Origin of the sequence: Agarivorans sp. QJM3NY_33 (assembly GCF_050870865.2) — a bacterium.
In the GTDB taxonomy this organism is placed as follows: domain Bacteria; phylum Pseudomonadota; class Gammaproteobacteria; order Enterobacterales; family Celerinatantimonadaceae; genus Agarivorans.
Window position 1 is genome coordinate 1,805,206 of sequence record NZ_CP194039.2, and the last position, 21,140, is coordinate 1,826,345.

Sequence of the window (21,140 nt, forward strand, 5' to 3'; positions counted from 1 at the left end):
GTTAGGGTAAACTGAATAAGCTAGACGTATTCGCTAGGTCTAGCGACTTTGCTAAACAGATAAAATGGAAGTGATATGTTAAAAAAAGCCTTGCGCACCGCTTGTTTGGTCGTGACTTTGGGTTACCTAAGCGCTTGTGCTAGCACTTCAAGCCAGACGCCGAATACAGTTGTTCTTGCAACGCCATTACAGGTGAATTATCAATCAGAAGTTGCGCTGGCTCGCTTGGGACAAATGCTTAGTTCTGGTGAATATGATCAACAACAGATGGCGCAGCTATATTACGAACGAGGCATTGTATTTGATCGTGTTGGGCTACGAGCCTTAGCCCGCTTCGACTTTAATCGAGCCATTCAGTTAAAGCCCGACTTTGTCGAAGCGTATAACTTTCTGGGGGTTTACTTTACCTTAGCCGAAGAATTTGACAGTGCTTTTGAAAGCTTTGATTCGGCCTTGGAGCTTGAGCCAGATTATGCATTCGCTTACTTTTATCGCGGTTTAGCACTGAATTACGCAAATAAGCCAAAGTTGGCAGTGGTTGATGTTAAACGCTATGCTGCTCAGGCTCCCAATGATCCTTACCGCGTATTATGGCGTTATCTCATTCAATTAGAAGCGGGTGAAACAGACGCATTAACAACGCTACAAGCGGCTTTAGCTGAATACTCTAGCGAACAGGACTGGGGTTGGCAGATTGTTCGCCTCTACGCTGGCCAAATCGATCAACAGCAGTTTTTGGCCAGTACGATGGCTGGCGAAACGGATAATCGCGCTTTGGCGGAGCGGCTTTGTGAAGCATACTTCTATATGGCGAAGCTCGCACAACGGGCGGGGAATCAGACCTTGGCCAGCAGTTATTTCAAACTCTCTTTAGCGAATAACGTTTATGATTTTGTCGAACATCGTTTAGCTTTATTTGAGTTGCACCGCTATGAGAGCCAACCCTAACCGGCTCTCATTGAGCTTGTTTTAGTCTTGCTGGTGGCGGATCCCAGCAATTTGATGCCAGTAGCCATTGACACTATCCGGCGTAGGAAATCGTTCGGTAGTTTGGCTGCGGCGGCGAAAGGCTTCTAGGTGTTCGATACTATCTTCACCTAGTGGACTAATTCTCACGATATCGACCAAACCCTGCATACTTTGTTGGTCATTAATTAAGTCGTAACAATCTCCCGACATGGTTTGAATACCATTTAATACAAATAGTGGCTGGCCTTCTTGGCTATCGACGCGGCGTCCATTTGGGTAATTAATGCAGCAGGTTTCGCAGTTGTCTTTGCTTTTCCCCTCAGCCTGAGCGGTAAAACAACGGGCTGAATAAGCCAGTGGTAAATGCCCGTAAGCAAAGACCTCTATCTCAAAGCGTTCACGGATCCCCATTTCAATACATTCATTACTAAGTTTTTGTAGCCAATCTCGGGAAAGTTCAACGGGCATTACCCAGCGTTGCATTCCTTGGTCAAGCAATACTTTCAGCGCATAGCCATTGTAAATATTAACCGCAGGACCGCAGACGAAAGGCAAACTGGCTCTATGTGCTTCTTCGATGGCACTAAAGTCATTTGCTTCGATTAAAAAATCGCCATTACTGACTAATTTTTGAAGTTGTTTAATCTCTGAAGGTGCTTCTAACAAAGCCATGGTCGATATTACAACTTGTTTGCCAGCGAAGCTGAGTTGTTTCGCTAAGTCTAGCCAGTCTTGTACCTTCATATTGCGTCGTTTGCTACATACGGTTTCGCCGAGATAGACAATGTCGGCGCTGCTGGCCTTGGCTAGATGATAGAACTCTTCAATTTGTTGGTTGGGCCAATAATATAGAATTGGTCCTAGTGCATATTTCATATGGTACCTATCCTTTATTGCCAAGCTTTTTGGTAAGCACCCAACGTGGTTTGGCTGCCTTCAGATAAATTAGCTAATTGACTCATCCAGTGGCTTTTCGCGGAAAAACTCTCTGGGTTTGCTTTAAAGCTATCGATTGCTTCTCGCCACACTTGGGTCACTTGAGCGACATAGGCGGGACTACGTTGGCGCCCCTCTATTTTTACAGCGGCTATATTGGCGGCGAATAACTCTGGGATCAGTTCAATGGTATTGAGGCTGGTGGGTTCCTCTAAGGCATGATAACGCTGTCCGTCTACATCAAAACGCCCCTTACATAAGGTGGGGTAGCCGGCGGTTTCATTCGGAGCATAGCGGTCAATCAGAATGTTGTTTAGCCTAGACTCTAAGCCCTGTTCGGTTTCTTGCCAACGGACATAAGAAGCGGGTGAACAGGCTCCAACGGTATTGGGCGATTCTCCGGTTAAATAGGAGGACAAATAACAGCGACCTTCTGCCATGACACAAAGGCTACCAAAAGCAAATACTTCCAGCTCCATATCTGGGCAAGCTCTCGAGAGTTGTTTGACCTGATGGATGGATAATACTCGTGGTAGCACAACACGTTTTACCGCAAAGTTACGTTGATAAAAAGCGATGGCCGAAGCATTGGTTGCCGAGGCCTGCACCGAGAGGTGAACTTCTAGGTCTGGGTGCTGTTGCTTCGCATATTCGAGCAAACAAATGTCGGCTAGAATGACGGCGTCAGCGCCGATATCAACGGCGCGGTCAATGGCTGAGAACCAAAGATGTTGCTGTTGTGGGTGTGCAAAAGTATTAATCGCAATATGTAATTTACGCCGATGTTGCTTTAAGTAGTCGACCGCTTTATCAAGCTTCTTTCCTTCAAAGTTTAAACCAGCAAAATGGCGAGCATTCGTGGCGTCTTTAAAGCCAATATAGATAGCGTCGGCGCCGTGATCCACCGCCGCTTTAACTGCAGGTAAAGAGCCTGCAGGGCAAAGTAATTCCATAGGTCCCTCTCAAGAGATTTTTTGTTATTTTACTGGTCTTAGTTATTCAGGATATTGACTCAGAGCAGGTTTGATGTTGGCAAAGTTGAGTAAACTGAATCACTTATCTGCTCGATCTATTGTTTATATATGAGGAAATGAAGTGCTGGATAGCTTGAAACAATCTTTAGTGAAAGACATGCCCAAAATATTGAGCATTCCTGTGAAGTTCTGTCCTTTTGCTGTGCAAGGCTTGGTTTTAGAGAAAGCGCTAGCCCTTGCTTTTGCGGAAGCAATTGAAGAAGGCGATCTTGATTTTTTGCTACAACGTTGGTTGAAGCTTGAAGTGACCGATCTAAATGCTAGCTGGTTTGTCACTTTTCAACAGGGAAAATTGCGGGTTCAAGCGAATGCGCCTCAAATTGATGTCAGTTTTTCTGGTCAGCTTAATGAATTTGTATTGCTCATGGGACGCCAAGAAGATCCAGATACATTATTTTTTCAACGCCGCTTAAAAATAGAAGGTGATACCGAGCTCGGTTTAGAACTTAAAAATTTACTGGACAACTTAGACTTTGACAGCCTGCCCGCATGGCTTAGCGAAGGCTTGAAAAAAAGTGCCGGCATGGTGCTGCAATATCATAGCGCGTAACAGGGTTTGCGATTTAACCAGCCATTTGGTGCTTTTTAAATGGTCACTATAAAGTAGCTAGCAGAATCCTTGTGCTTATTTCTCCTTAGGAAACACGGCAATTCGGGTCTGTTTGCTCTTGGTATGCTTCTGCTGGCGGTGATTCAAATTCATTTATCTCAATAAAACTGAACATAAAAAATCATTCGCTGCCAGGTTTCTATCGCTTAAATCTCTCAAATTGTTGTTGGATTTGTTGATAAAGTTCTGTGGTCCATGGGGGTAAGTGATCTGGTACTGGAAACAGCGGCAATAGCCTTGGATCGTGCGGGGCGATAACCACTGAACTATTGCCGGGGCCAATACGTTCCACCAAGATAAATAAATCTTCGATATTTTGATCGCCGATGGCTAAACAGCCGATTGATGACGCTTTGCCATGAATAAAAATGTTTGAACCGGGCTGCTTGCGTTGTTCCAACTTTGCTTTGGCAAGATCGAAACTATTAGGGTAGTTTAGTTTCATCGAAAGATGAAATTGACTATTCGGGTTTAGAGCCTCAATCTGATAGATCCCCTCGGGGACTTGCAAGTCCCCTTCTCGAAGCTTTGGCCCTGCCGTGCCACTCGCATGTCGGATCCAATAAGTATGAATAAAGTGATAACCCTCCCCACTGTCGGCCCATAGCTCTAAGCGTCGTGAACGTTTGCTCGCCAATAAGGTGATTTTTTGCGGCGGGTAATCGACTTTAGCGGCAACAAATAGCGGTAATAAACGCTTTAGACTATCGTTATGGTAGGCCTTTATAGCCTGACTAATGGAGCGTTTTCCTGCTAAGTGCTGAGTCGAGTTTGGCCATGTAGCAGCCATTATAGAAAAACAATAGCCACCAAGGAGGGCATAAAAGCATAGTCGAATGAAACTCAAAGGTGAATGCTCGGTAGATTGCTGAGGCTGCAGTGTACTTGTTGTTTTGTCTTCTGACTAGCGTTGCCATGTTGGCTGCTGGTTGAATTTGCTGACTAGGCAAGTCGTGAAAATGAGAAATTTGGGGATTGGGATGAAATACAGGATTAAGTTACTCATTGCTTGTTCTCTATTCACGAGTATTCAGCTACAAGCTCATACATTGGAAGAGCTGAGTTACATGAGTGAAGACTTTTTCCCTTACAACTATGTTGAACAGCAACAGCCGCAAGGTTTTGCTGTGGAACTGTTAAGTTTGGTATTTCAGCAATTGGGTAGCCCGCTCCCAGAGATCCAGTTTTTACCTTGGAAACGGGCATACGCAAAACTGCAGCAGCTGCCTTATACGGTGTTATTTTCAACTATTAAAACTGCCCAGCGAGAGTCAAAATTTAAATGGGCTTGTCCAATTAACATCGGTCAGGCCAATTTATATGCACTGAATGACAGCAAAATTGAGATCACGGCGTTGGCGGATTTAGCGAATTATAAAGTTGCATTACTCAGCGGTCAGTCGATCCATGCTTATTTAAATGATGCTGGCCTACAGCATAATATCGTGGCGATTAAGACTATTGAGCAAGCATTTAAATTATTAGCGCTACGCCGAGTTGATTTGTTGGCCCTGGTCTCGGAGCACATCGACCCACATGAACTAAGCTTCAAACAAGTCTATAGTTTGTTCGATAATGAATACTGTTATGCTTTTCATCCATCGGTGAGTGAGCCCGAATTACGACGCTTTCAACGAGCCTTGCAGTTAGTCGTCAGCTCTGCGAGTTATCAAAAGCTCTACCAAAAGTATTTTAAGTAGTTGCCTTATGGTTGGTTCCGACTTTAGTCGTAGGCTCGTGTTAATAACTTGTTAATTTGCAACTTGTTCATTAGCATGATTATTCGCTCGCTTGAAGATGGCGGGTGCCATAGAAATTCATCGAGAGCTGCTGATAATTGGCGTGATTAAGGCGTCGAGAGCTTTGAGTCGTTGATGACGCACGCTTAAATCAGCAAGTTGTAGGCTAGGGCTGAGTTTTCATCGTTTAGATATTCAGGATCAAGGGTTCGCGTGGTCGTAGAACCTTTACTAAGGAGAGTAAATCATGGCTTATTGGCTAAAAAGTTTATTACTACTGACAACAATGCTCGGTGTAACAGCGCAGGCGGACACCGCTAAAAACTACTTGTTGGCAACTGCGAGTACCGGAGGAACCTATTATCCGGTGGGGGTCGCATTGGCAACCCTCACTAAGGTGAAGATCCAACCGACCCATAAAGTGAGTGTTTCTGCGATTAATTCTGCTGGTTCAGCGGAGAACATTAAGTTATTGCGTGATAAAGAAGCTCAGTTTGCCATTTTACAGGGGCTCTATGGTTCCTATGCGGTTAATGGGAGTGGTCCTCTTGAACAACAAGGAAAGCAAACTCATCTGCGCTCTATTACTATGTTATGGCAGAATGTTGAGCAATTTGTTATTCAAAAGCAATACGCGAAAACAGGGGATATTAGCGACCTACTAGCATTAACTGGAAAGACACTCGCCTTGGGTAAGAAAAACTCCGGAACTATTGGCTCGAACCGTTTTCTACTGGGGCATCTTGGGGTTGATATTGATAGCCAAATGAAACTTTTTTCTGCAGGTTATGGCCCCTCTGCGGAAGCGCTACAAAATGGCCAAGTAGTCGGCATTAACACGCCGGCAGGGGCTCCTACCGGGGCTATCACTAAGTTATTTGCCGCAGCGGCGAAAGATGTTGTACCGCTGGATATTAGCGATGAGCAAATGCAGCAGGCAAATGGGGGCCTGGGTTTATGGACTCGGTATGTGATACCCGCAGGCACCTACCCGAATCAGGCAAAGGACTGGAATACCATTGCGCAACCGAATTTTTTAGCGGTACATGCTGACGTGGATGAAGAATTTGTTTATTTGTTGACCAAAACGATTTACGAAAACTTGGCTTTTTTACAGGCGATCCATAAAGCAACCCTCGCCATGTCGTTAGAAAAAGCGCTGGCAGGTTTGCCTGCTCCACTTCATCCCGGTGCGGCACGTTACTATCGCGAACAGGGGATTCAAATTCCCGATAACTTGGTGGCGAAATAAGCGCTTGTTTTGGCTTAACAAGTCAGTGAGTTTGCTTGTTAAGCCTCTCCATATCATAAGACCAAGCCGAATCACCGATAGAAAGGGCTTCAAATATTCAGTGCGAAGGCCTCTCGTGAGCATTGATCCCGTGGTCATCTTTTGCTGATGGAAGCAATTCTCATCATACGTGCACTTCGCATGCACTTTTATTTATGCACCGCGCATTATTGTTACTCAAGGAGCTTCTGCTATGCAATGGAATGCAGTCCCCGATAGTATCCGTCAAGAAGTCAACGAAACCCGTTCCTTGTCATTGGTGTATGTGCTGGGGATCGTGATTAGTCTAGTGCATGTCTATTTCAATATTTTCGCCGATATTGCAGTTCTGCAACAAAATATTATCCACTTTGCAGGTTTTGTCTTGTTATGTGGCTTGCTGAAGCCGCTGACAAAGCATCACTTGGCCAGTTGGTTGGATCGTATATGGGTATTTTCTATCACGCTGTCAGCGATTTATTTGCTGTTTGCCGAAGACTTGATTTACCAACGGGGCGTTCGTTTAGTCACTCTCGATTGGATCTGCGGCATAGTGGTGATCCTCGGCGCGATTGATATGACGCGTCGGGCGACAGGTTGGGTGATCCCATTGCTCATTGTGAGCTCTATTTCCTATTTGGCCTGGTGGGGCAATTATGTGCCGGGCGTGTTTCAATTCAAAGGTTTAAGTCTAGAGACGCTGTTGTTTCGAAGTATTTATGGTGACGATGCCATCTTTGGCAACATCGCCCGAATTTCGGCGAGCTTTGTGTTTATGTTTATCCTGTTTGGTGCCTTTTTATTACGCTCGGGCGCAGGGGATTTTGTGATCCACTTGTCAAAAAGCATCGCCAGTAAACTGGTTGGCGGACCAGGGATTGTGGCGATTATCGCCTCAGGTTTAACCGGGACTATTTCTGGTAGCGCAGTGGCCAATACGGCTTCAACTGGGGTGGTGACGATTCCTCTGATGAAAAATGCTGGATTTAGTGCACGTTTTGCTGCCGCCGTTGAGGCTTCGGCGTCGACTGGAGGGCAAATTGTCCCCCCGATTATGGGGGCTGGTGCCTTTGTGATGGCTAGTTATACTCAGATCCCCTACAGCACCATCGTCATCGTGAGTATTTTTCCTGCGATATTGTATTTTGCCTCACTGGTATTTTACGTGCGAACGGAATCTTACAAAATGGGTTTAACGCGTACCATGGAAAAAGGCGCGCCCTTACTGCCGATGGTGTTGCGAGAAGGTTTATCCTTTATTGTGCCCGTGAGTTTATTGATTAGCTTACTGGTGATGGGGTATACCCCGACTTATGCGGCGGTGATCGCAATTATCACGGTGGTTATCAGTTCCTGGTTTACCCCGAATAAGATGGGTTTTCGAGCCATCGCCGATGCATTTGCACTAGGGGCGCGAAATATGGTGGTAACTGCGGTATTGCTCTGTTCCGTAGGCCTGATTGTGAATGTGATCGCCACCGCCGGGATTGGTAATACCTTTTCGTTAATGATTACCGAGTGGTCAGGCGGAAGCTTATTATTGGCCTTATTGTTGGTGGCTATCGCTTCTTTGGTTTTGGGGATGGGTTTACCGGTCACTGCCTCATATATTGTACTGGCGACCTTGTCGGCACCCGCCTTGTTACAATTAATGGCGAACGCCGAGTTGGTGAGAGTGTTGAGCACCACAGAGATCAGCAGTGAGCTGCATGCGGTATTAATGCTGCTGGGGGTGGGGGCAGAGCAAAGCAGTTTGAGCTTAGTGGAGGCGCAAACTTTAGTCAGTCAAATCCCTGATGAGATGATGGCCTTGCTGCAACCGATGTTGCTTGATGATGGCAAAATAGCGATGTTGTTGCTGTCTGCTCATTTAATCATTTTCTGGTTGTCGCAAGACAGTAACGTAACCCCGCCAGTTTGTTTATGTACTTTCACTGCCGCCGCTATCGCCAAGTCTCCACCAATGGCGACCGGTTTTACTTCCTGGAAAATCGCCAAGGGTCTATACATCATTCCCTTGTTATTTGCCTATACGCCTTTAGTGCAGGGGGCGGGGTGGGAGCCGATACTCGTGTTTGCTTTTGCTTTGCCCGGCTTATACGCCTTTACTTTAGTGATGCAGGGCTGGCATAAACGACAGCTACAGATTTGGGAGCGAGTGCTGATGGCCGCGTTGGCTACGGCTTTATTGTATCCTTTGGGTTTTGTTTGGCAGTTGTTTAGCTTGTTCTGCCTAATTATATTTGTGCTTTACCTTGGCAAAAGCGCCAAACTGAAACTGTCTTCGGTGGAGTCGTGAAAAACCGCCAGCAAGCTCAGTGATAGTGCTTAAGTGCCTGGCGGATACTTCAAACAACTTAGTTCAAACATCTTAGGGAATGCCGGGTAGAACAAGAATTCGTCAATCCATAAAAAGTTTGACTCAATTGGCTGAATTGCGAGCGGTTGAACTGAAATAGCCTTTACATTTTAAAATCATAAACGTAATATTCACACCGCTGCGGAGGGGTGGCAGAGTGGTCGAATGCACCGGTCTTGAAAACCGGCAAGGGTTAATAGCCCTTCGAGAGTTCAAATCTCTCCTCCTCCGCCATATTAACTTGGCATGTCATCAATCAGAACATGACACTTTAATTGCAGCAACACCCCTGCGGAGGGGTGGCAGAGTGGTCGAATGCACCGGTCTTGAAAACCGGCAAGGGTTAATAGCCCTTCGAGAGTTCAAATCTCTCCTCCTCCGCCATTTTTAAAAGCCATGCTAAAGCATGGCTTTTTTCGTTTCTGCTCGGCACTTATTGTGCGAGCGGATAAAGACGCAGGTAGTTTTTCAGGGCATTTGCTAGATTTACCGACCAAAACTGTCCCGCTAAACTTAAGGTAAGCTGTTGGCCGTGCTGTGTGACCAGGCCGTTTTTTTGCCAAGCATCAAACAGCGTTTGACAATGGCGAAACACCTGCGCTCCTTGAGGAAGTTTAGCCGCGCTTAGTTCTCCTTGGTCACAGCCGCTGACAATGGCAGCTTGTAGCGTGGCATCTTGGCTCGGTGGGGTTAAGGTTTGAAAAGCCCAGCTGTTTTCTTGCACTGCATTTTTCCAGGTATCGATATCGCGAAACTGCATCATGCTAAAGCCATTGATTTTTCCGCCAGCCCCGGCGCCAATGGGCAAAATATCGACCCCCTGCTTGACCAGGCTATTGTAATGGCTTTGCTCTCGGGGATCGCTTGCCCAATGACAATAACTCAGCTGCTTTAAACCCTGCTTGGTGAAAAACTGATGCCCTTGGCGGTACATCAGTGCTTTTTCGCTGGTGCTTAAAGGTTGGGCAACTCCCTCCTTCTCCGAATTTCGTTGTAATGCGGTACCGCCAAATGTGAGCAGTTGATAGAGATCGACACCATGGACACCGCTGCTCAGCACATCTTGTAGATCCTGCTGCCAGTTTTCAGTCGTCTGATGGGGCAGACCATAGAGTAAGTCGATGGCAATAGTCGCTTGTTGTGAAGCGCTTAATTGTTGCAGCCGTTGGAGAATGGTCTCACGTTGGTCGAGCCGTTTGGCGCTGCGACGAACCTGGCTGTTAAAGCTTTGCACTCCAAAAGAGAAGCGATTAAATCCGCCCGCGAGCGCGGCGGAAAACTTGTCATCGTCAAATCGATTGAGTCGACCCTCTAAGGTGATTTCGCAGTCACTACTTAAAGGAAAGTAATGTTGGATCAGCTGACCAAGTTGCTTCAGTTGGGCTGAGTTTAAATCGGTGGGGGTGCCGCCGCCCACGTAGACTGCGTCGAAGGGCTGCGCCTTGCTCCAGGGATAAGCTGCTTTGGCCTTGAGCTCTTGTTCTAAAATTGCGAAATATTGGTCCATCATTTGCGGGCTACTGGCATATTGAAAAAAGCTGCAGAAACTACAGCGCACGCGACAAAAGGGGATATGAATATAAATCGCACGCTTTTGCTGTGAGGTTGGCGAAGCTGAGAGTTGTGCAAAGAGCTTGTTGAATGCGGTATCTCCTGACAGCTGTGCGCCGGTATTTTGCTGTGCATGGGCGGTGGTTTTTTTAGCAAAGGCAAACTGTAAAGGCGAAGGGCTTGCCTGGCCGGTGAGTGCTTCGGGTAAGGACGACAAAGACAGAGAATTTACTTGAGTCATGATTGGCTTCACAAAGTATTTATTGAAAATGTAAATTATTATCATTTGCATTTCATTGATCTAGACCAAGTCTACGCTGCTAAATGTTGAACAACATCTTTGGCTGATATCTGAGAAAATTGCCAATATAACTTGAATTTTCTTTGTAAGACTCTGTTCTTGTTGAAAGTAACTGAACTATTATTATTCTTCATTAACTGATCATCAAGGAATGAAGATGAAGCGCTGTTATCGTTTTGCAATATTACCCTTTGTGCTACTCATGAGTGTGTTAGTGGGCTGCAGCACCCAGCCCAGTCATAGTTGGCAGCCTGATCATAGCTATAAAATCACCGTGTTACATACCAACGATCATCATGGCCGTTTTTGGCAGAATAAATACGGCGAATACGGATTGGCGGCGCGTAAAACCCTCATCGATGGGATCCGTAAAGAGGTCGCGGCTGCAGGGGGCAGTGTATTACTGTTGTCTGGCGGGGACATTAATACTGGTGTTCCGGAGTCAGATTTACTGGATGCCGAGCCTGACTTTAAGGGGATGAAGTTACTCGGTTATGATGCGATGGCTTTAGGCAATCATGAGTTTGATAACAGCTTGGCGGTGCTGGCGCAGCAGCAGGAGTGGGCGGGATTTCCCTTCTTATCGGCCAATATTTATCAACGATCCACCGGTCAGCGTAAATTTCAGGCCTATACAATTTTCGACCTGCAGGGCGTTAAAGTGGCGGTGATCGGTTTTACGACGGAAGATACCTATAAATTGGTGCATCCCGATACGGTGGCTGATATCGAGTTTCGGGATCCCAAAGTCGAGGCGAAGAAGGTACTGGCAGAACTGCATCAACAAGAGCAACCGGATTTAGTATTTGCGGTGACCCACATGGGGCACTACGCCAATGCGCAACATGGGGTTAATGCGCCGGGTGATGTGAGTCTGGCGCGTTCATTAAAACCAGGTGAGTTAGACTTAATCGTTGGTGGCCACTCTCAAGAGCCAGTGTGTATGGAGCAGCCAAACCGTTACGATGTTCATTTTAAGCCTGGCGCGGAGTGTCAACCCGACCAACAAAATGGCACCTGGATCGTGCAAGCCCACGAATGGGGGAAGTATTTGGGACGCGCCGATTATACGTTTAAAAATGGTGAGTTTAGCCTCGATAGTTATCGCCTTATTCCAGTAAATTTGAAGAAAAAAGTACTGCTTGACGGTAAAAAGCTGCGGGTATTGGTCGCCGACGAAATTGCCGCCGATCCGCAAGCTTTAGCTTTGTTGAGTCCTTATCAGCAACAGGGGCAGGCGCAACTTGGGGTGAATATTGCGCAGCTCAAGGGACGTCTGGAAGGGGATAGAAATAAGGTGAGGTTTGCTCAAACCAACCTCGGTCGAATGATCGCAACGGCGCATATGCAGCGGGTGAATGCTGACTTTGCGGTGATGAACTCTGGCGGAGTGCGTGCTTCGATTGAGCCCGGTGATGTGAGCTATAAAGATGTTCTTACGGTACAACCCTTCTCCAATACCATTACCTATGTGGACATGAGCGGTGCTGAAGTGCTCGAGTATTTGTCGGTCGTGGCGACCATGCCGGTGGATACCGGGGCCTATGCGCAATTTGCTGGGATTGAGATGACCGTGAGTAACGGCAAGGTGAGCGATGTGGTGATTGCTGGTCAGCCGCTGGACAGCGCTCAAACCTACCGCTTTACTGTACCAAACTTCAATGCAGCAGGCGGCGATGGTTACCCTAAGATTACCGAACATCGGGGTTTTGTTGATACTGGCTTCGTGGATGCTGAAGTGCTAAAAGCCTTTATGCAACAGCATAGCCCGCTGAATGCGGCAGATTTCGCGGCTCAAGGAGAGATCACTTATCGCTAATTAAACGTTTCATCAATCAAGCTACATAACTGATTCTGGAGTTGGCTCCTTGCTTGATGGTTGCCTCGAAAATTTGGTCTCGAGCCTTATAATCGTCGGAGTATAGTGCTTAATACTTGCGTATTCATTGGGACTGATCAGTATTTTTCTAGGTCTGTTGTTAGGCTTGAACCACCGCCGACTTCAGGATTAACTCATACCATTACTTATCTTGGTATAAACCCGATTGCTGTTTTGCTAGCAAGTTGGGTAGCCGTTAAACCCATTTAGTGGTTGGTTGAATTGCATCATACATAGCTTTGTTATCTCACGCGGCTTTAAGCGTATAGACGAAGGGATATCACTTGGCTAAGTTCTCAAAAATTTGGATTACATCGACTGATTGGTTTTATGAATTTTCGGCTTAGCTTTCTTATGGCGTCACATCTAGGCGGTTGGGGAGAAACAACTCATATCAGCAGTGAGAGGATTGTGTCGCTTGTTCGATGAATAACTCACGATAAGATTTTGTCTCTAGGTCTGGAGTGCTTAAACCAAATTGACTGGCTAAGCTTTCGAGTTCAACTTTATAGTTTGCTAGCATTGACTGCTCATCGGTCATAATCGCAAATTCAGCAAAGTGTCCAATTCCTTCGAGATAATCTAGTGTTACATGGTACTGACCGATGAAGTAAATACTACGGATTTTTTTTGCTTGTAAAGCGACCTGATAGCCCATAGTTTGCAACATACTTTTTGCTGAGTTTGCATTGATGATATTCGTCGCTTCACAGCGATCAAACTCTGGACCTTTGACTATCCATAATTTTATTCCCGACGGTTCCATCTCACGGATACAAACACTCTTATTTTGCGCTTGAAGTTGTTGAGTGGATGTATCGAAGTAGCAATCCGATTCGACGTTATCTAGAAGCATTACCTTATGAGGTATCTTAGCTAAGGTTTGCAAAAAATCAGATTTTGACGGCAATTTAAATTTTAGTTCGACTTCATATTGCCCCTTGAAATGCTCTGAACTCATTTATTTTGCTTTCTTATTTTATCGGGAAGGACTGAATATTAGCATGACTGTAGCGCTAAAGTAGACAAAAACTCTTGAACCAAAGCGTGTGGGTGCGAAGCTTGCGACGAGCTGGCTAGCTCGTTGATTCAATGGTGCGATGTGACATTTCATTAATTATGTGGTATCGCAATATGCTATGGTGGGTCGAAGTAGTTTATTGTATTCAGTGTGATGCCACATGCGATGAGATGAGTTCTAAACGTGGTATTATTAATAACAATTAAAACAGTAGAGTTATAATATGTTGATTACATTTAGCTGTAAAGCCTATGCGGATATTACGATGTTTGGTGATGTGGGCCTACAGATGTTGAAGATGATGGGCCAAAGTGACAACGTGCCCGGAGCAATTTTGGCTGCAGATGTGGCAACCGCACTTGCTCAGTTAAAAGCTGCGATAGATCTAGCGGAAAAAGCGCCGGAACTTGGCGATGCCAAAGATGAAGCCGACGATTTGATTGAAGCGCCTGTGAGTTTGGGGCATCGAGCATTTCCCTTAATTGAGTTATTGACCGCAGCTGCTAAAGAAGAATGTAACGTGATGTGGGAGGCGATTGGTAATCAACATCCATAAGGATGGCTAAGGCTTTTTGTCTGATTGCTTTGCGTAAGGTTTTTAGGGTGACAATAATCATGTAATAAGTATCTGTCAAACATACTAAGTCGCCTTGTTAGTAACAGCATTAGCCTCAGTTATAGTGTCCACTCATGTTAGTTTCTAAGTACGATTTGGCGGCTTCAACCTTGAGTCGGTGTACGTTTTTGTTAAACAGGCGTTGGTGGAATATGAATTTGAGATATTCATATTTGAATGAAACTGTTTTGTTGGTGATTGTTGATTCAGAACTTCAGTAAGAACATTGTTATTTCATTGCTGTTAAGTCATTTACGAAATCAGCGAAGTAAGCCTGCTTAAGGTTAGTTGAGAGTATGTTTTTCGGTTTTTCGCGCGCGTTGATGGCGCGGCTAAACGAAGGATCACTGAAGATACTTGTTAAAAATCATATCATAAGTACCGTCTTCCTTCATCGATGCAAGAGCTTTGTTGTAATCTGCAATGAGTTGTGTGAAGTCGCGTTTTCTTGTGAATGCGAGGTAACTTGGAACCGCCTCCAGATTCGGGGATAATTGCCTTATTTTATTGATTTCTCCCAGCGATTTAGCGGTGCTTAACACAACATGCCGATAGGAAGGGATCAAATCTACTCGGCCAGCTAAAAGTTTTCGAACATTACTTTTAGAGTTTTGAGCTACATCTATTTTTGAGAATAGTCCTTCAGCCAATGCAGCATCAAGTTTTGGCCCATAGCTGGTGTGATTAATCACGCCAATCGATTTATCAACCAATTTTGTGAGGTCACCGTCATAGGTAACTGTAGAATTACTCGAAACAAAAAAAGCTTGTACCTGAGTGATCAGGACTTCACTGGTATAGCTCATAAACTCTTGTCGTTCATCGGTTAAATATGCTGAGAATATACCATCTACATCACCAGATTTGACGGATTTTAAACATCGGGCCCAAGGCATGAGTTGAATTTCAACGGTATACCCAGCGCGATTAAATGCTTCATTTATAACATCAATTAAAATGCCCGTTTGTTTACCATTTTCTAGGTATGAAGTGGGAATACTGTCAGCTGCTGCGGCCAGCACAATAGTTTCAGCAGCGACTTTTTGATTAGATATTGTCAGTATTAAAATGGAAATGGCTAAATAACATATCCGCTTATATATTTTTTTTTGAAAAATATTTGTTAATGATTTCAATTTCAGAGCAAAGTGTTTGTTCAGCCTATTCAACATTTCGCTAGTCTTTGGGGATTGTTCATCGTGGCTCATTTTTTGAGACTGGGGATCTACAGTAGATTTATTTGGATACCGGGCAAAAAGTTTTACTGGTTTCATCTATATGTCAGCCTTTCAAAAATAAGTTCTTATGCCTTGAGTTGTTCAAGATACGCTCCGCTCGTATAAAAACATTTGGATACGGTTTGACTATGAAAATTTAGCCGCATTTTGTGGACCATTCATGTTTGCTTCAGACTTAAATTTTGCTCCGAAAAACCACATCAAGTTCTCATAGTATAGTGGGGAATCTGGTATTCACCCAATATCAACTCGTGGCATAAGGGACCTCTTGGCTTAGTCTGAGATAGCTTGATGGCTCTTAAATCGTGACTAATATTGATTAAAAGCAGTGGGTTTTTGCGTTTTCGAAGTTAACTATCCTGATTCAAGCAAAGCGATTTTTTGTGGTGTTGTGACCTGATTTTATGACTGAAAATTGTTTCGCCAGAATTTATTCTCAATCGACGTATTGTGTGTACCTCTTGGTTGGATTAACACGTCATTTTTGAACGAAACTCCTACACTTAGATCGAGGAAGAGTGAATCCATGAGGCTTCGATTTTGCCTGCTTCTTGGTGTGCTTATTACGCCCATGAGAAAAAGCGCTGATCTGGAACTCTCTAAACTCTGCTAGGCCTTGAATGAGGCCTTGAATGAGGCCTTGAAATGAAGGATCGGCGTATGGAATTTAAAGATTACTACAACATCCTTGGCGTGAAGCCTGATGCGGGAAGCAAAGAGATCAAAGCGGCCTATCGTAAGCTCGCGCTGAAATACCATCCTGATATGAATTCTGATGCTCGAGCTGAAGCAAAGTTTAAAGAACTGGCTGAGGCGTATAAAGTTTTAAAACATCCCAAACGACGTGCTGAATATGATCAACTTCGCCAATATAGACAGCAGTCAAGTCACGGCTTTCGCCCACCACCGGGGTGGCGAAGTACCAGTTACGCTGAAGAGCCTGATAGCGAGCAATTCGAAGGTGATTTTTCTGAGTTTTTTAATTCAATTTTTGGTCAGCATCGGGCTACATTTCGGCAGCGGGCTTCAGCTGCGCCGCAACGCGGTCAGGATATCGAGATTGAACTGCCGCTATTTTTAGAAGAAACCATTCAACAAACGCATAAAACCATCGAGTATCAGCTGCCGGTGTTTCGTAACGGGCGGCTTGAGCATGTCACCAAGCAATTGAAGATTAAAGTGCCGATGGGAAGTTGCGATGGTGAACGGATCCGAGTGCCAGGCCAGGGGCACCCCAGTTCCAGTGGTGGCTTTGCGGGCGATCTCTATTTGCATGTTCGTTTAGTACCGCATCCGCTGTTTGATGTGCAGGGACATCATTTGTATATCTCATTGCCCTTGTCCCCATGGGAGGCCGCTTTAGGCACCAAGGTGACACTGCCCACCCTTGAAGGGAAAATCAGTTTATCGATCCCTGCGAATACTCAAGCAGGGCGCAAATTGCGAGTGAAGGGTAAAGGCTTAAGAAGTAAAAATGTCACTGGCGACTTATTTGCGGTGGTCAGCATTGCGATACCGAATAAAGCGACGCCACAGCAGCAAGCGTTATGGCAGGCGCTGGCCTCTAGTAGTCACTTTAATCCCAGAGCAGCGTGGAGGGAATGAGCATGAGTGAAGCTTTCGTCAATATATCTTTCAATGAACTCTGCCAACTTGCAGGAATAGAGCGTGATGTGCTGATTAATGTGGTGGAATACGGCATTGTTCAGCCACTAAAGGGGGAAGGGATAGAGCGCTGGATATTCGATACTACGAGTCTTCATTGGATCAAAAAAGCGGTGCGGCTTCATCAAGACTTAGAAATAGATTGGGTGGCGGTCGCCATGGTGGTTAACTTGTTGCAACAAAATGAAAATTTGTTGAAGCAAAATCAAGCTTACCAGAGACAGCTTCAGCGCTTTATCGGCGGCTAGCTAGTCTCTGGTGGTGATTGGTTCATGATTTGTCAGTTAGGTGAAGCTCAGCACTGTCCTTTATTGGTGTGGCAGTGTATCTGTTTGTTCGATGAATTGTTGAAACTGTTCGATAAACCAGATGAGCTTCGGATCCTGATAGCGGGTTTTATGCCAATATAAATTTAGTTGGTAGTTAGGAAGTTTAAAGGGCAAGGGACTTATGCTTAAACGAAGTTGTTGTTGCATCTGTTGAGCATAGCGATGGGGGAGGGTAAGTAAATAGTCGGTATTTTGCACAAAATAGGGAGCCGCTAATACACTGGCAGTTTTAATCGCAATCTGTCTCTTTTTTCTTATTTTGGCCAAGCTAATATCTACGATGCCGCGGGATTCGTTCCAAGGTGTGACTAGAATATGTTTATGTTCTAAAAATTGTTGTAAGTTGAGTGGGCTTGGGGTTCCTCGCTGCGCACAACGAGCATTAACATAGTGGTCTTCAAGCCAAGTTAAGCGCATTAAACTTTCGCTACTCTCTGGCTGATGGCTGAAACCACAGGCCAAGTCGAGCTCTCCCGATTTAAGCGCTGCTTCTGGTAGGCGTTGTTCTAATTGTAGAAACTCAATATTAATTGCTTTAAACCCTTGGCTTAAGTGAGCGGTAAACGCTTGCATACACCAAGAGCTATAGTCGGTAGTGGCGATTTTAAAGTTGTGGTTTTGCGTCGGCGAAAAGGCTTGAGATAACTCAAAGCCCTGATTGAGCATGGTGAGTGCTGGCATCACATGTTCAGCCAAACGTTGGGCATAGGCTGTGGGTAGCATTCGGTTTTCGATACGAACGAACAGCTCATCGCCTAGTCGTTCTCGTAGGCGAGTGAGCGCATGACTACAGGCAGATTGACTCAGCTTAAGTGTTTCGGCGGTGACGGTTACAGAACCTGTTTGATATAAACTGGCAAATAGCTTCAGTAGATTGAGATCAATATTAGGAAATTTGTCCATGCACACTCTTCATTTGTCGCCTGCATATAATGCACTGTATTCATGAAGCTATAGAGCTTACACTCTCCCTACTTTGAGTCAACAGGATAAGCAAATGCCCTTAAATATTAGACCCGCAGAAAAAGTCGATGCTGCGACGATTTTAAATTTTATTCAGCAACTCGCAAATTATGAAAAGGAGCCGAAAGCGGTAGTGAATAGTGTTGCACAAATAGAACAACGTTTATTTGGTTCAGAGATCCATGCCCATGCGCTCATCTGCGAACAGGATGGTGTGGCGATTGGTTTTGCGGTGTATTTCTTTAACTACTCTACTTGGCTGGGTCAATATGGCCTTTATTTGGAAGATCTTTATGTGTCTCAAGATCAACGCGGTCAAGGGGCGGGTAAGGCTTTAATGGCGTATTTAGCTCGGCTTGCGGTGGCGAAAGACTGTGGCCGTTTTGAATGGTCGGTATTAGATTGGAATCAAAGCGCTATTGATTTTTATCATAGTATTGGCGCTCAGCCACAAGATGAATGGATTGCTTATCGCTTATCGGGTAAAAATCTAAAGCTTTTTGCTAGTATTGAAGGCTAGTTGTTGCTTTTTTTTGCTTAAAGTTGCCGCTTTGAACGGCGGTGAGTATGCTGAGCTTTGGTGAATAAATCGGAGCCATGGTGTTCGTTGGGAGCTCACCATTGAAGCGAAACACCTTGCGCCGAATCTTCAGGCTCCTTTGTTCAATGTTGGAAGACTGATTGTGAATTGAACGCGGCAAGCACCGTGAATTTGTTTGGCTCTCTATTCAGGCGTTGAAAAGTACCGTAACAGCGAAGTGTTGGGCAACTGCCCGTTTTTATAACAAAGCCAGCAATATATCTAGCTGGCTTTTTTGTTTTGAGCCGTTTGCGCTTGTTTGGAAACTCTCTCGTTATTTTCTAGTCTCTATATCTGTGAGTTTGCTCATAAATTCTCCATCAAATGATTGAGTACCGATGAGTTCGTGCTACCTTGTTTCCAGTATTCAAAACAGGGTTCCAGAATTTTGGAAAAAGAAGTTAACATACCGGCTTTGAGTCGAACAATCAGAATTATTGACGTATTGGTCGCTCATGGAAATCTCAGTGCCAATCAAATCATTCGCATCCTCGGCCTACCGAAAAGTTCGGTGTATAACTTATTAAATCAACTCAAGCGTGAGCGGATTGTCGATCAAGATAGAACCGGCCAATATGTGCTGGGTTTGAAGTTACTCGAATGGGGTGGGGCCGTTTCTGCACATCAAGATTTAAGAGACGTTGCCTATCAGCATTTGGAAGCCCTTGCCAGCAAAACTGAAATGCTTTGTCATTTGGGGATTTTAGACAATGACACGCCTATCTATTTAGTTCGGGTGGATAGCCTATCGCACATCCAGGTGAAAACCTGGGAAGGCAAACAACTTTGTATTTATCGTTCGTCTTTAGGCAAATGCCTTTTAGCCTATTTAGATAAAGCAAAGCAGCAACAGATTATCAAATCAATCAGTTTTGTCGATCATCTCCCCAATAGCATTGGTTCACGGGCCGAGCTTGAGCAAGAGCTTACGCGAATACGAAGCCTTGGGTGGGCGAAAGATGATGAAGAAGATGCCGCCAATATTCGCTGCGTGAGTGCACCGATTTTCGATAAGCATGGTGCCGTTATTGCAGCGATTTCTTTGGTGGGTACGGTGATGCACATTGGTGATAATTTTACCTTTGAAGACGCCGCCTCAGAAGTACGAAACACAGCAACCGCAATATCTAGAGAGCTAGGTTTTAATGGAGAAGTAAATTAATGAATAGACCCCCAAAAGTATTATGTGCCTTATTAACGCCATGGAAAGATCAGTCCCCCAATTTGGCCGAAATCAGGCGAATTGTCGATTTTCAAATTAAGCAAGGTTTGCTCGGAATTTTCCCAATCTCTTCTGTGGGAGAGGCTGGCATTATGAGTTTTTCTCAAAAATGTGCGGTGATTGAAGCAGTTTGTGCCGAAGCGAAAGAGCGGGTTCCAGTTTGGAGTGGTATTCCTTCAAATAACGCAGATGAGAGTATTCAATTGGCGGCTTTTGCAAAGTCACAAGGTGCCACCGGATTGGTGTTAATGCCACCGGCTTTTTATCCCTGCGATGAAGCCGCGATTATTAGTTTTGTAAGCAAAGTTGCAGCCTCGACAGACCTCCCCATCTGTCTTTATAACATCCCTTTTATGGCGGATCCGATTAATGCCGAAACGGCGGCAAAACTAGCCCGTTTAGCCAATGTTGTTGGAATTAAAGATTCTGGCGGTTGTTCAGTTAATTTCATGAAAATGCTGAGCTTATGTAAAGCGGTTGATCCTGAATTTAGGGTGATGACTGGCCGCGAAGAGTTCTTATATGGCTCGTTGATGCTTGGTGGTGATGGTTGTATGACCGCAACTTCAGGGGTGATGCCAGAAGTGATGGTGAAAATTAACGCTTTATTTGAAGCCGGTCAGTTTGATGCGGCTAAAAAGCTTCAATTCGCAGCGATGGAAGCGATGATGGCGATGTCCTCAATTCGTTTTCCGTTTGGCTACCGAATTGCAATGGAAGCTCGAGGATTCGATATGGGTCAATCCCCATTAACCCATACCGAATCAGACTCGAGCTACACGACTGCCAAGGTTCAGAGCTTGGCAATATTAATTAACACACTAGTCGAATTAACGGTCAATTAACGATCGGGAGTAT

The 21,140-nt window shown here is 45.0% G+C and carries 19 protein-coding genes and 2 tRNA genes; 14 read left to right on the plus strand and 7 right to left on the minus strand.

Annotation, left to right across the window (positions count from 1 at the left end):
- Positions 1 to 75 precede the first annotated feature (75 nt).
- Positions 76 to 948, plus strand: a complete 873-nt coding sequence (gene nlpI / locus ACRRSY_RS08215; protein ID WP_432453687.1) for a lipoprotein NlpI — start codon at positions 76 to 78, stop codon at positions 946 to 948.
- 21 nt (positions 949 to 969) lie between these two features.
- Here the strand turns inward: nlpI and ACRRSY_RS08220 are convergent, their stop codons facing one another.
- Positions 970 to 1,845: a U32 family peptidase gene (locus tag ACRRSY_RS08220; protein WP_432453686.1), complete on the minus strand. Its 876-nt coding sequence runs from the start codon at positions 1,843 to 1,845 to the stop codon at positions 970 to 972.
- 14 nt (positions 1,846 to 1,859) lie between these two features.
- Complete coding sequence (gene ubiU, locus ACRRSY_RS08225; RefSeq protein WP_432459075.1) at positions 1,860 to 2,858, minus strand: ubiquinone anaerobic biosynthesis protein UbiU; 999 nt, start codon at positions 2,856 to 2,858, stop codon at positions 1,860 to 1,862.
- Between the two features lie 142 nt (positions 2,859 to 3,000).
- Here ubiU and ubiT point away from each other — a divergent pair, with 142 nt between their 5' ends.
- The gene (gene ubiT, locus ACRRSY_RS08230) at positions 3,001 to 3,489 is read left to right on the plus strand and encodes a ubiquinone anaerobic biosynthesis accessory factor UbiT (protein WP_432453684.1); all 489 of its coding nucleotides are present in this window, start codon (positions 3,001 to 3,003) and stop codon (positions 3,487 to 3,489) included.
- A gap of 199 nt (positions 3,490 to 3,688) precedes the next feature.
- Here the strand turns inward: ubiT and ACRRSY_RS08235 are convergent, their stop codons facing one another.
- Positions 3,689 to 4,339: a L,D-transpeptidase family protein gene (locus ACRRSY_RS08235; RefSeq protein WP_432462923.1), complete on the minus strand. Its 651-nt coding sequence runs from the start codon at positions 4,337 to 4,339 to the stop codon at positions 3,689 to 3,691.
- A gap of 190 nt (positions 4,340 to 4,529) precedes the next feature.
- On the opposite strand from ACRRSY_RS08235, the gene ACRRSY_RS08240 reads away from it, so the two are divergent.
- The 5 genes from ACRRSY_RS08240 to ACRRSY_RS08260 all read left to right on the plus strand — a co-directional run bounded on the left by ACRRSY_RS08240 (position 4,530) and on the right by ACRRSY_RS08260 (position 9,301).
- Positions 4,530 to 5,249 carry a substrate-binding periplasmic protein gene (locus ACRRSY_RS08240; protein ID WP_432453682.1) on the plus strand — a complete coding sequence of 240 codons (720 nt, stop codon included), beginning with the start codon at positions 4,530 to 4,532 and terminating at the stop codon, positions 5,247 to 5,249.
- A gap of 286 nt (positions 5,250 to 5,535) precedes the next feature.
- Complete coding sequence (locus ACRRSY_RS08245) at positions 5,536 to 6,540, plus strand: TAXI family TRAP transporter solute-binding subunit (RefSeq protein WP_432453681.1); 1,005 nt, start codon at positions 5,536 to 5,538, stop codon at positions 6,538 to 6,540.
- Positions 6,541 to 6,772: 232 nt separating this feature from the next.
- Positions 6,773 to 8,857 (plus strand): TRAP transporter permease, encoded by a 2,085-nt coding sequence (locus ACRRSY_RS08250; RefSeq protein ID WP_432453680.1) that lies wholly within the window; start codon positions 6,773 to 6,775, stop codon positions 8,855 to 8,857.
- A gap of 203 nt (positions 8,858 to 9,060) precedes the next feature.
- A tRNA-Ser gene (locus ACRRSY_RS08255) sits at positions 9,061 to 9,151 on the plus strand.
- Positions 9,152 to 9,210: 59 nt separating this feature from the next.
- Positions 9,211 to 9,301: transfer RNA gene (locus ACRRSY_RS08260), tRNA-Ser, on the plus strand.
- Positions 9,302 to 9,350: 49 nt separating this feature from the next.
- Here ACRRSY_RS08260 and hutW read toward each other — a convergent pair.
- Complete coding sequence (gene hutW / locus ACRRSY_RS08265; RefSeq protein WP_432462924.1) at positions 9,351 to 10,709, minus strand: heme anaerobic degradation radical SAM methyltransferase ChuW/HutW; 1,359 nt, start codon at positions 10,707 to 10,709, stop codon at positions 9,351 to 9,353.
- Between the two features lie 217 nt (positions 10,710 to 10,926).
- Here hutW and ushA point away from each other — a divergent pair, with 217 nt between their 5' ends.
- A complete protein-coding gene (gene ushA, locus ACRRSY_RS08270; RefSeq protein ID WP_432453678.1) occupies positions 10,927 to 12,588 on the plus strand; it encodes a bifunctional UDP-sugar hydrolase/5'-nucleotidase UshA in 1,662 nt (553 codons plus the stop codon).
- 454 nt (positions 12,589 to 13,042) lie between these two features.
- On the opposite strand, the gene cyaB is transcribed toward ushA, so the two are convergent.
- Positions 13,043 to 13,609: a class IV adenylate cyclase gene (gene cyaB / locus ACRRSY_RS08275; protein ID WP_432453677.1), complete on the minus strand. Its 567-nt coding sequence runs from the start codon at positions 13,607 to 13,609 to the stop codon at positions 13,043 to 13,045.
- 283 nt (positions 13,610 to 13,892) lie between these two features.
- On the opposite strand from cyaB, the gene ACRRSY_RS08280 reads away from it, so the two are divergent.
- A complete protein-coding gene (locus ACRRSY_RS08280; protein WP_432462925.1) occupies positions 13,893 to 14,225 on the plus strand; it encodes a DUF1840 domain-containing protein in 333 nt (110 codons plus the stop codon).
- Between the two features lie 404 nt (positions 14,226 to 14,629).
- On the opposite strand, the gene ACRRSY_RS08285 is transcribed toward ACRRSY_RS08280, so the two are convergent.
- The gene (locus ACRRSY_RS08285) at positions 14,630 to 15,559 is read right to left on the minus strand and encodes a substrate-binding periplasmic protein (protein WP_432462926.1); all 930 of its coding nucleotides are present in this window, start codon (positions 15,557 to 15,559) and stop codon (positions 14,630 to 14,632) included.
- A gap of 624 nt (positions 15,560 to 16,183) precedes the next feature.
- Between ACRRSY_RS08285 and ACRRSY_RS08290 the strand changes: the two genes are divergently transcribed.
- Together ACRRSY_RS08290 and ACRRSY_RS08295 are read left to right on the plus strand one after the other, a co-directional pair.
- On the plus strand, positions 16,184 to 17,128 hold the full coding sequence (locus tag ACRRSY_RS08290) for a DnaJ C-terminal domain-containing protein (RefSeq protein ID WP_432453674.1): 945 nt from the start codon (positions 16,184 to 16,186) through the stop codon (positions 17,126 to 17,128).
- 2 nt (positions 17,129 to 17,130) lie between these two features.
- Entirely contained in the window at positions 17,131 to 17,436 is a 306-nt protein-coding gene (locus ACRRSY_RS08295; RefSeq protein ID WP_432453673.1) for a chaperone modulator CbpM, read from the plus strand.
- 60 nt (positions 17,437 to 17,496) lie between these two features.
- Here ACRRSY_RS08295 and ACRRSY_RS08300 read toward each other — a convergent pair whose 3' ends face one another.
- The gene (locus ACRRSY_RS08300; RefSeq protein WP_432462927.1) at positions 17,497 to 18,420 is read right to left on the minus strand and encodes a LysR family transcriptional regulator; all 924 of its coding nucleotides are present in this window, start codon (positions 18,418 to 18,420) and stop codon (positions 17,497 to 17,499) included.
- Between the two features lie 94 nt (positions 18,421 to 18,514).
- On the opposite strand from ACRRSY_RS08300, the gene ACRRSY_RS08305 reads away from it, so the two are divergent.
- The 3 genes from ACRRSY_RS08305 (at position 18,515) to ACRRSY_RS08315 (ending at position 21,127) form a co-directional block, all read left to right on the plus strand.
- Positions 18,515 to 19,000: a GNAT family N-acetyltransferase gene (locus tag ACRRSY_RS08305; RefSeq protein ID WP_432453671.1), complete on the plus strand. Its 486-nt coding sequence runs from the start codon at positions 18,515 to 18,517 to the stop codon at positions 18,998 to 19,000.
- 448 nt (positions 19,001 to 19,448) lie between these two features.
- Positions 19,449 to 20,222: an IclR family transcriptional regulator gene (locus ACRRSY_RS08310; protein WP_432462928.1), complete on the plus strand. Its 774-nt coding sequence runs from the start codon at positions 19,449 to 19,451 to the stop codon at positions 20,220 to 20,222.
- The gene (locus ACRRSY_RS08315; protein ID WP_432459091.1) at positions 20,222 to 21,127 is read left to right on the plus strand and encodes a dihydrodipicolinate synthase family protein; all 906 of its coding nucleotides are present in this window, start codon (positions 20,222 to 20,224) and stop codon (positions 21,125 to 21,127) included. Before ACRRSY_RS08310 ends, ACRRSY_RS08315 begins: the two co-directional genes overlap by 1 nt.
- The last annotated feature ends 13 nt before the right edge of the window (positions 21,128 to 21,140 follow it).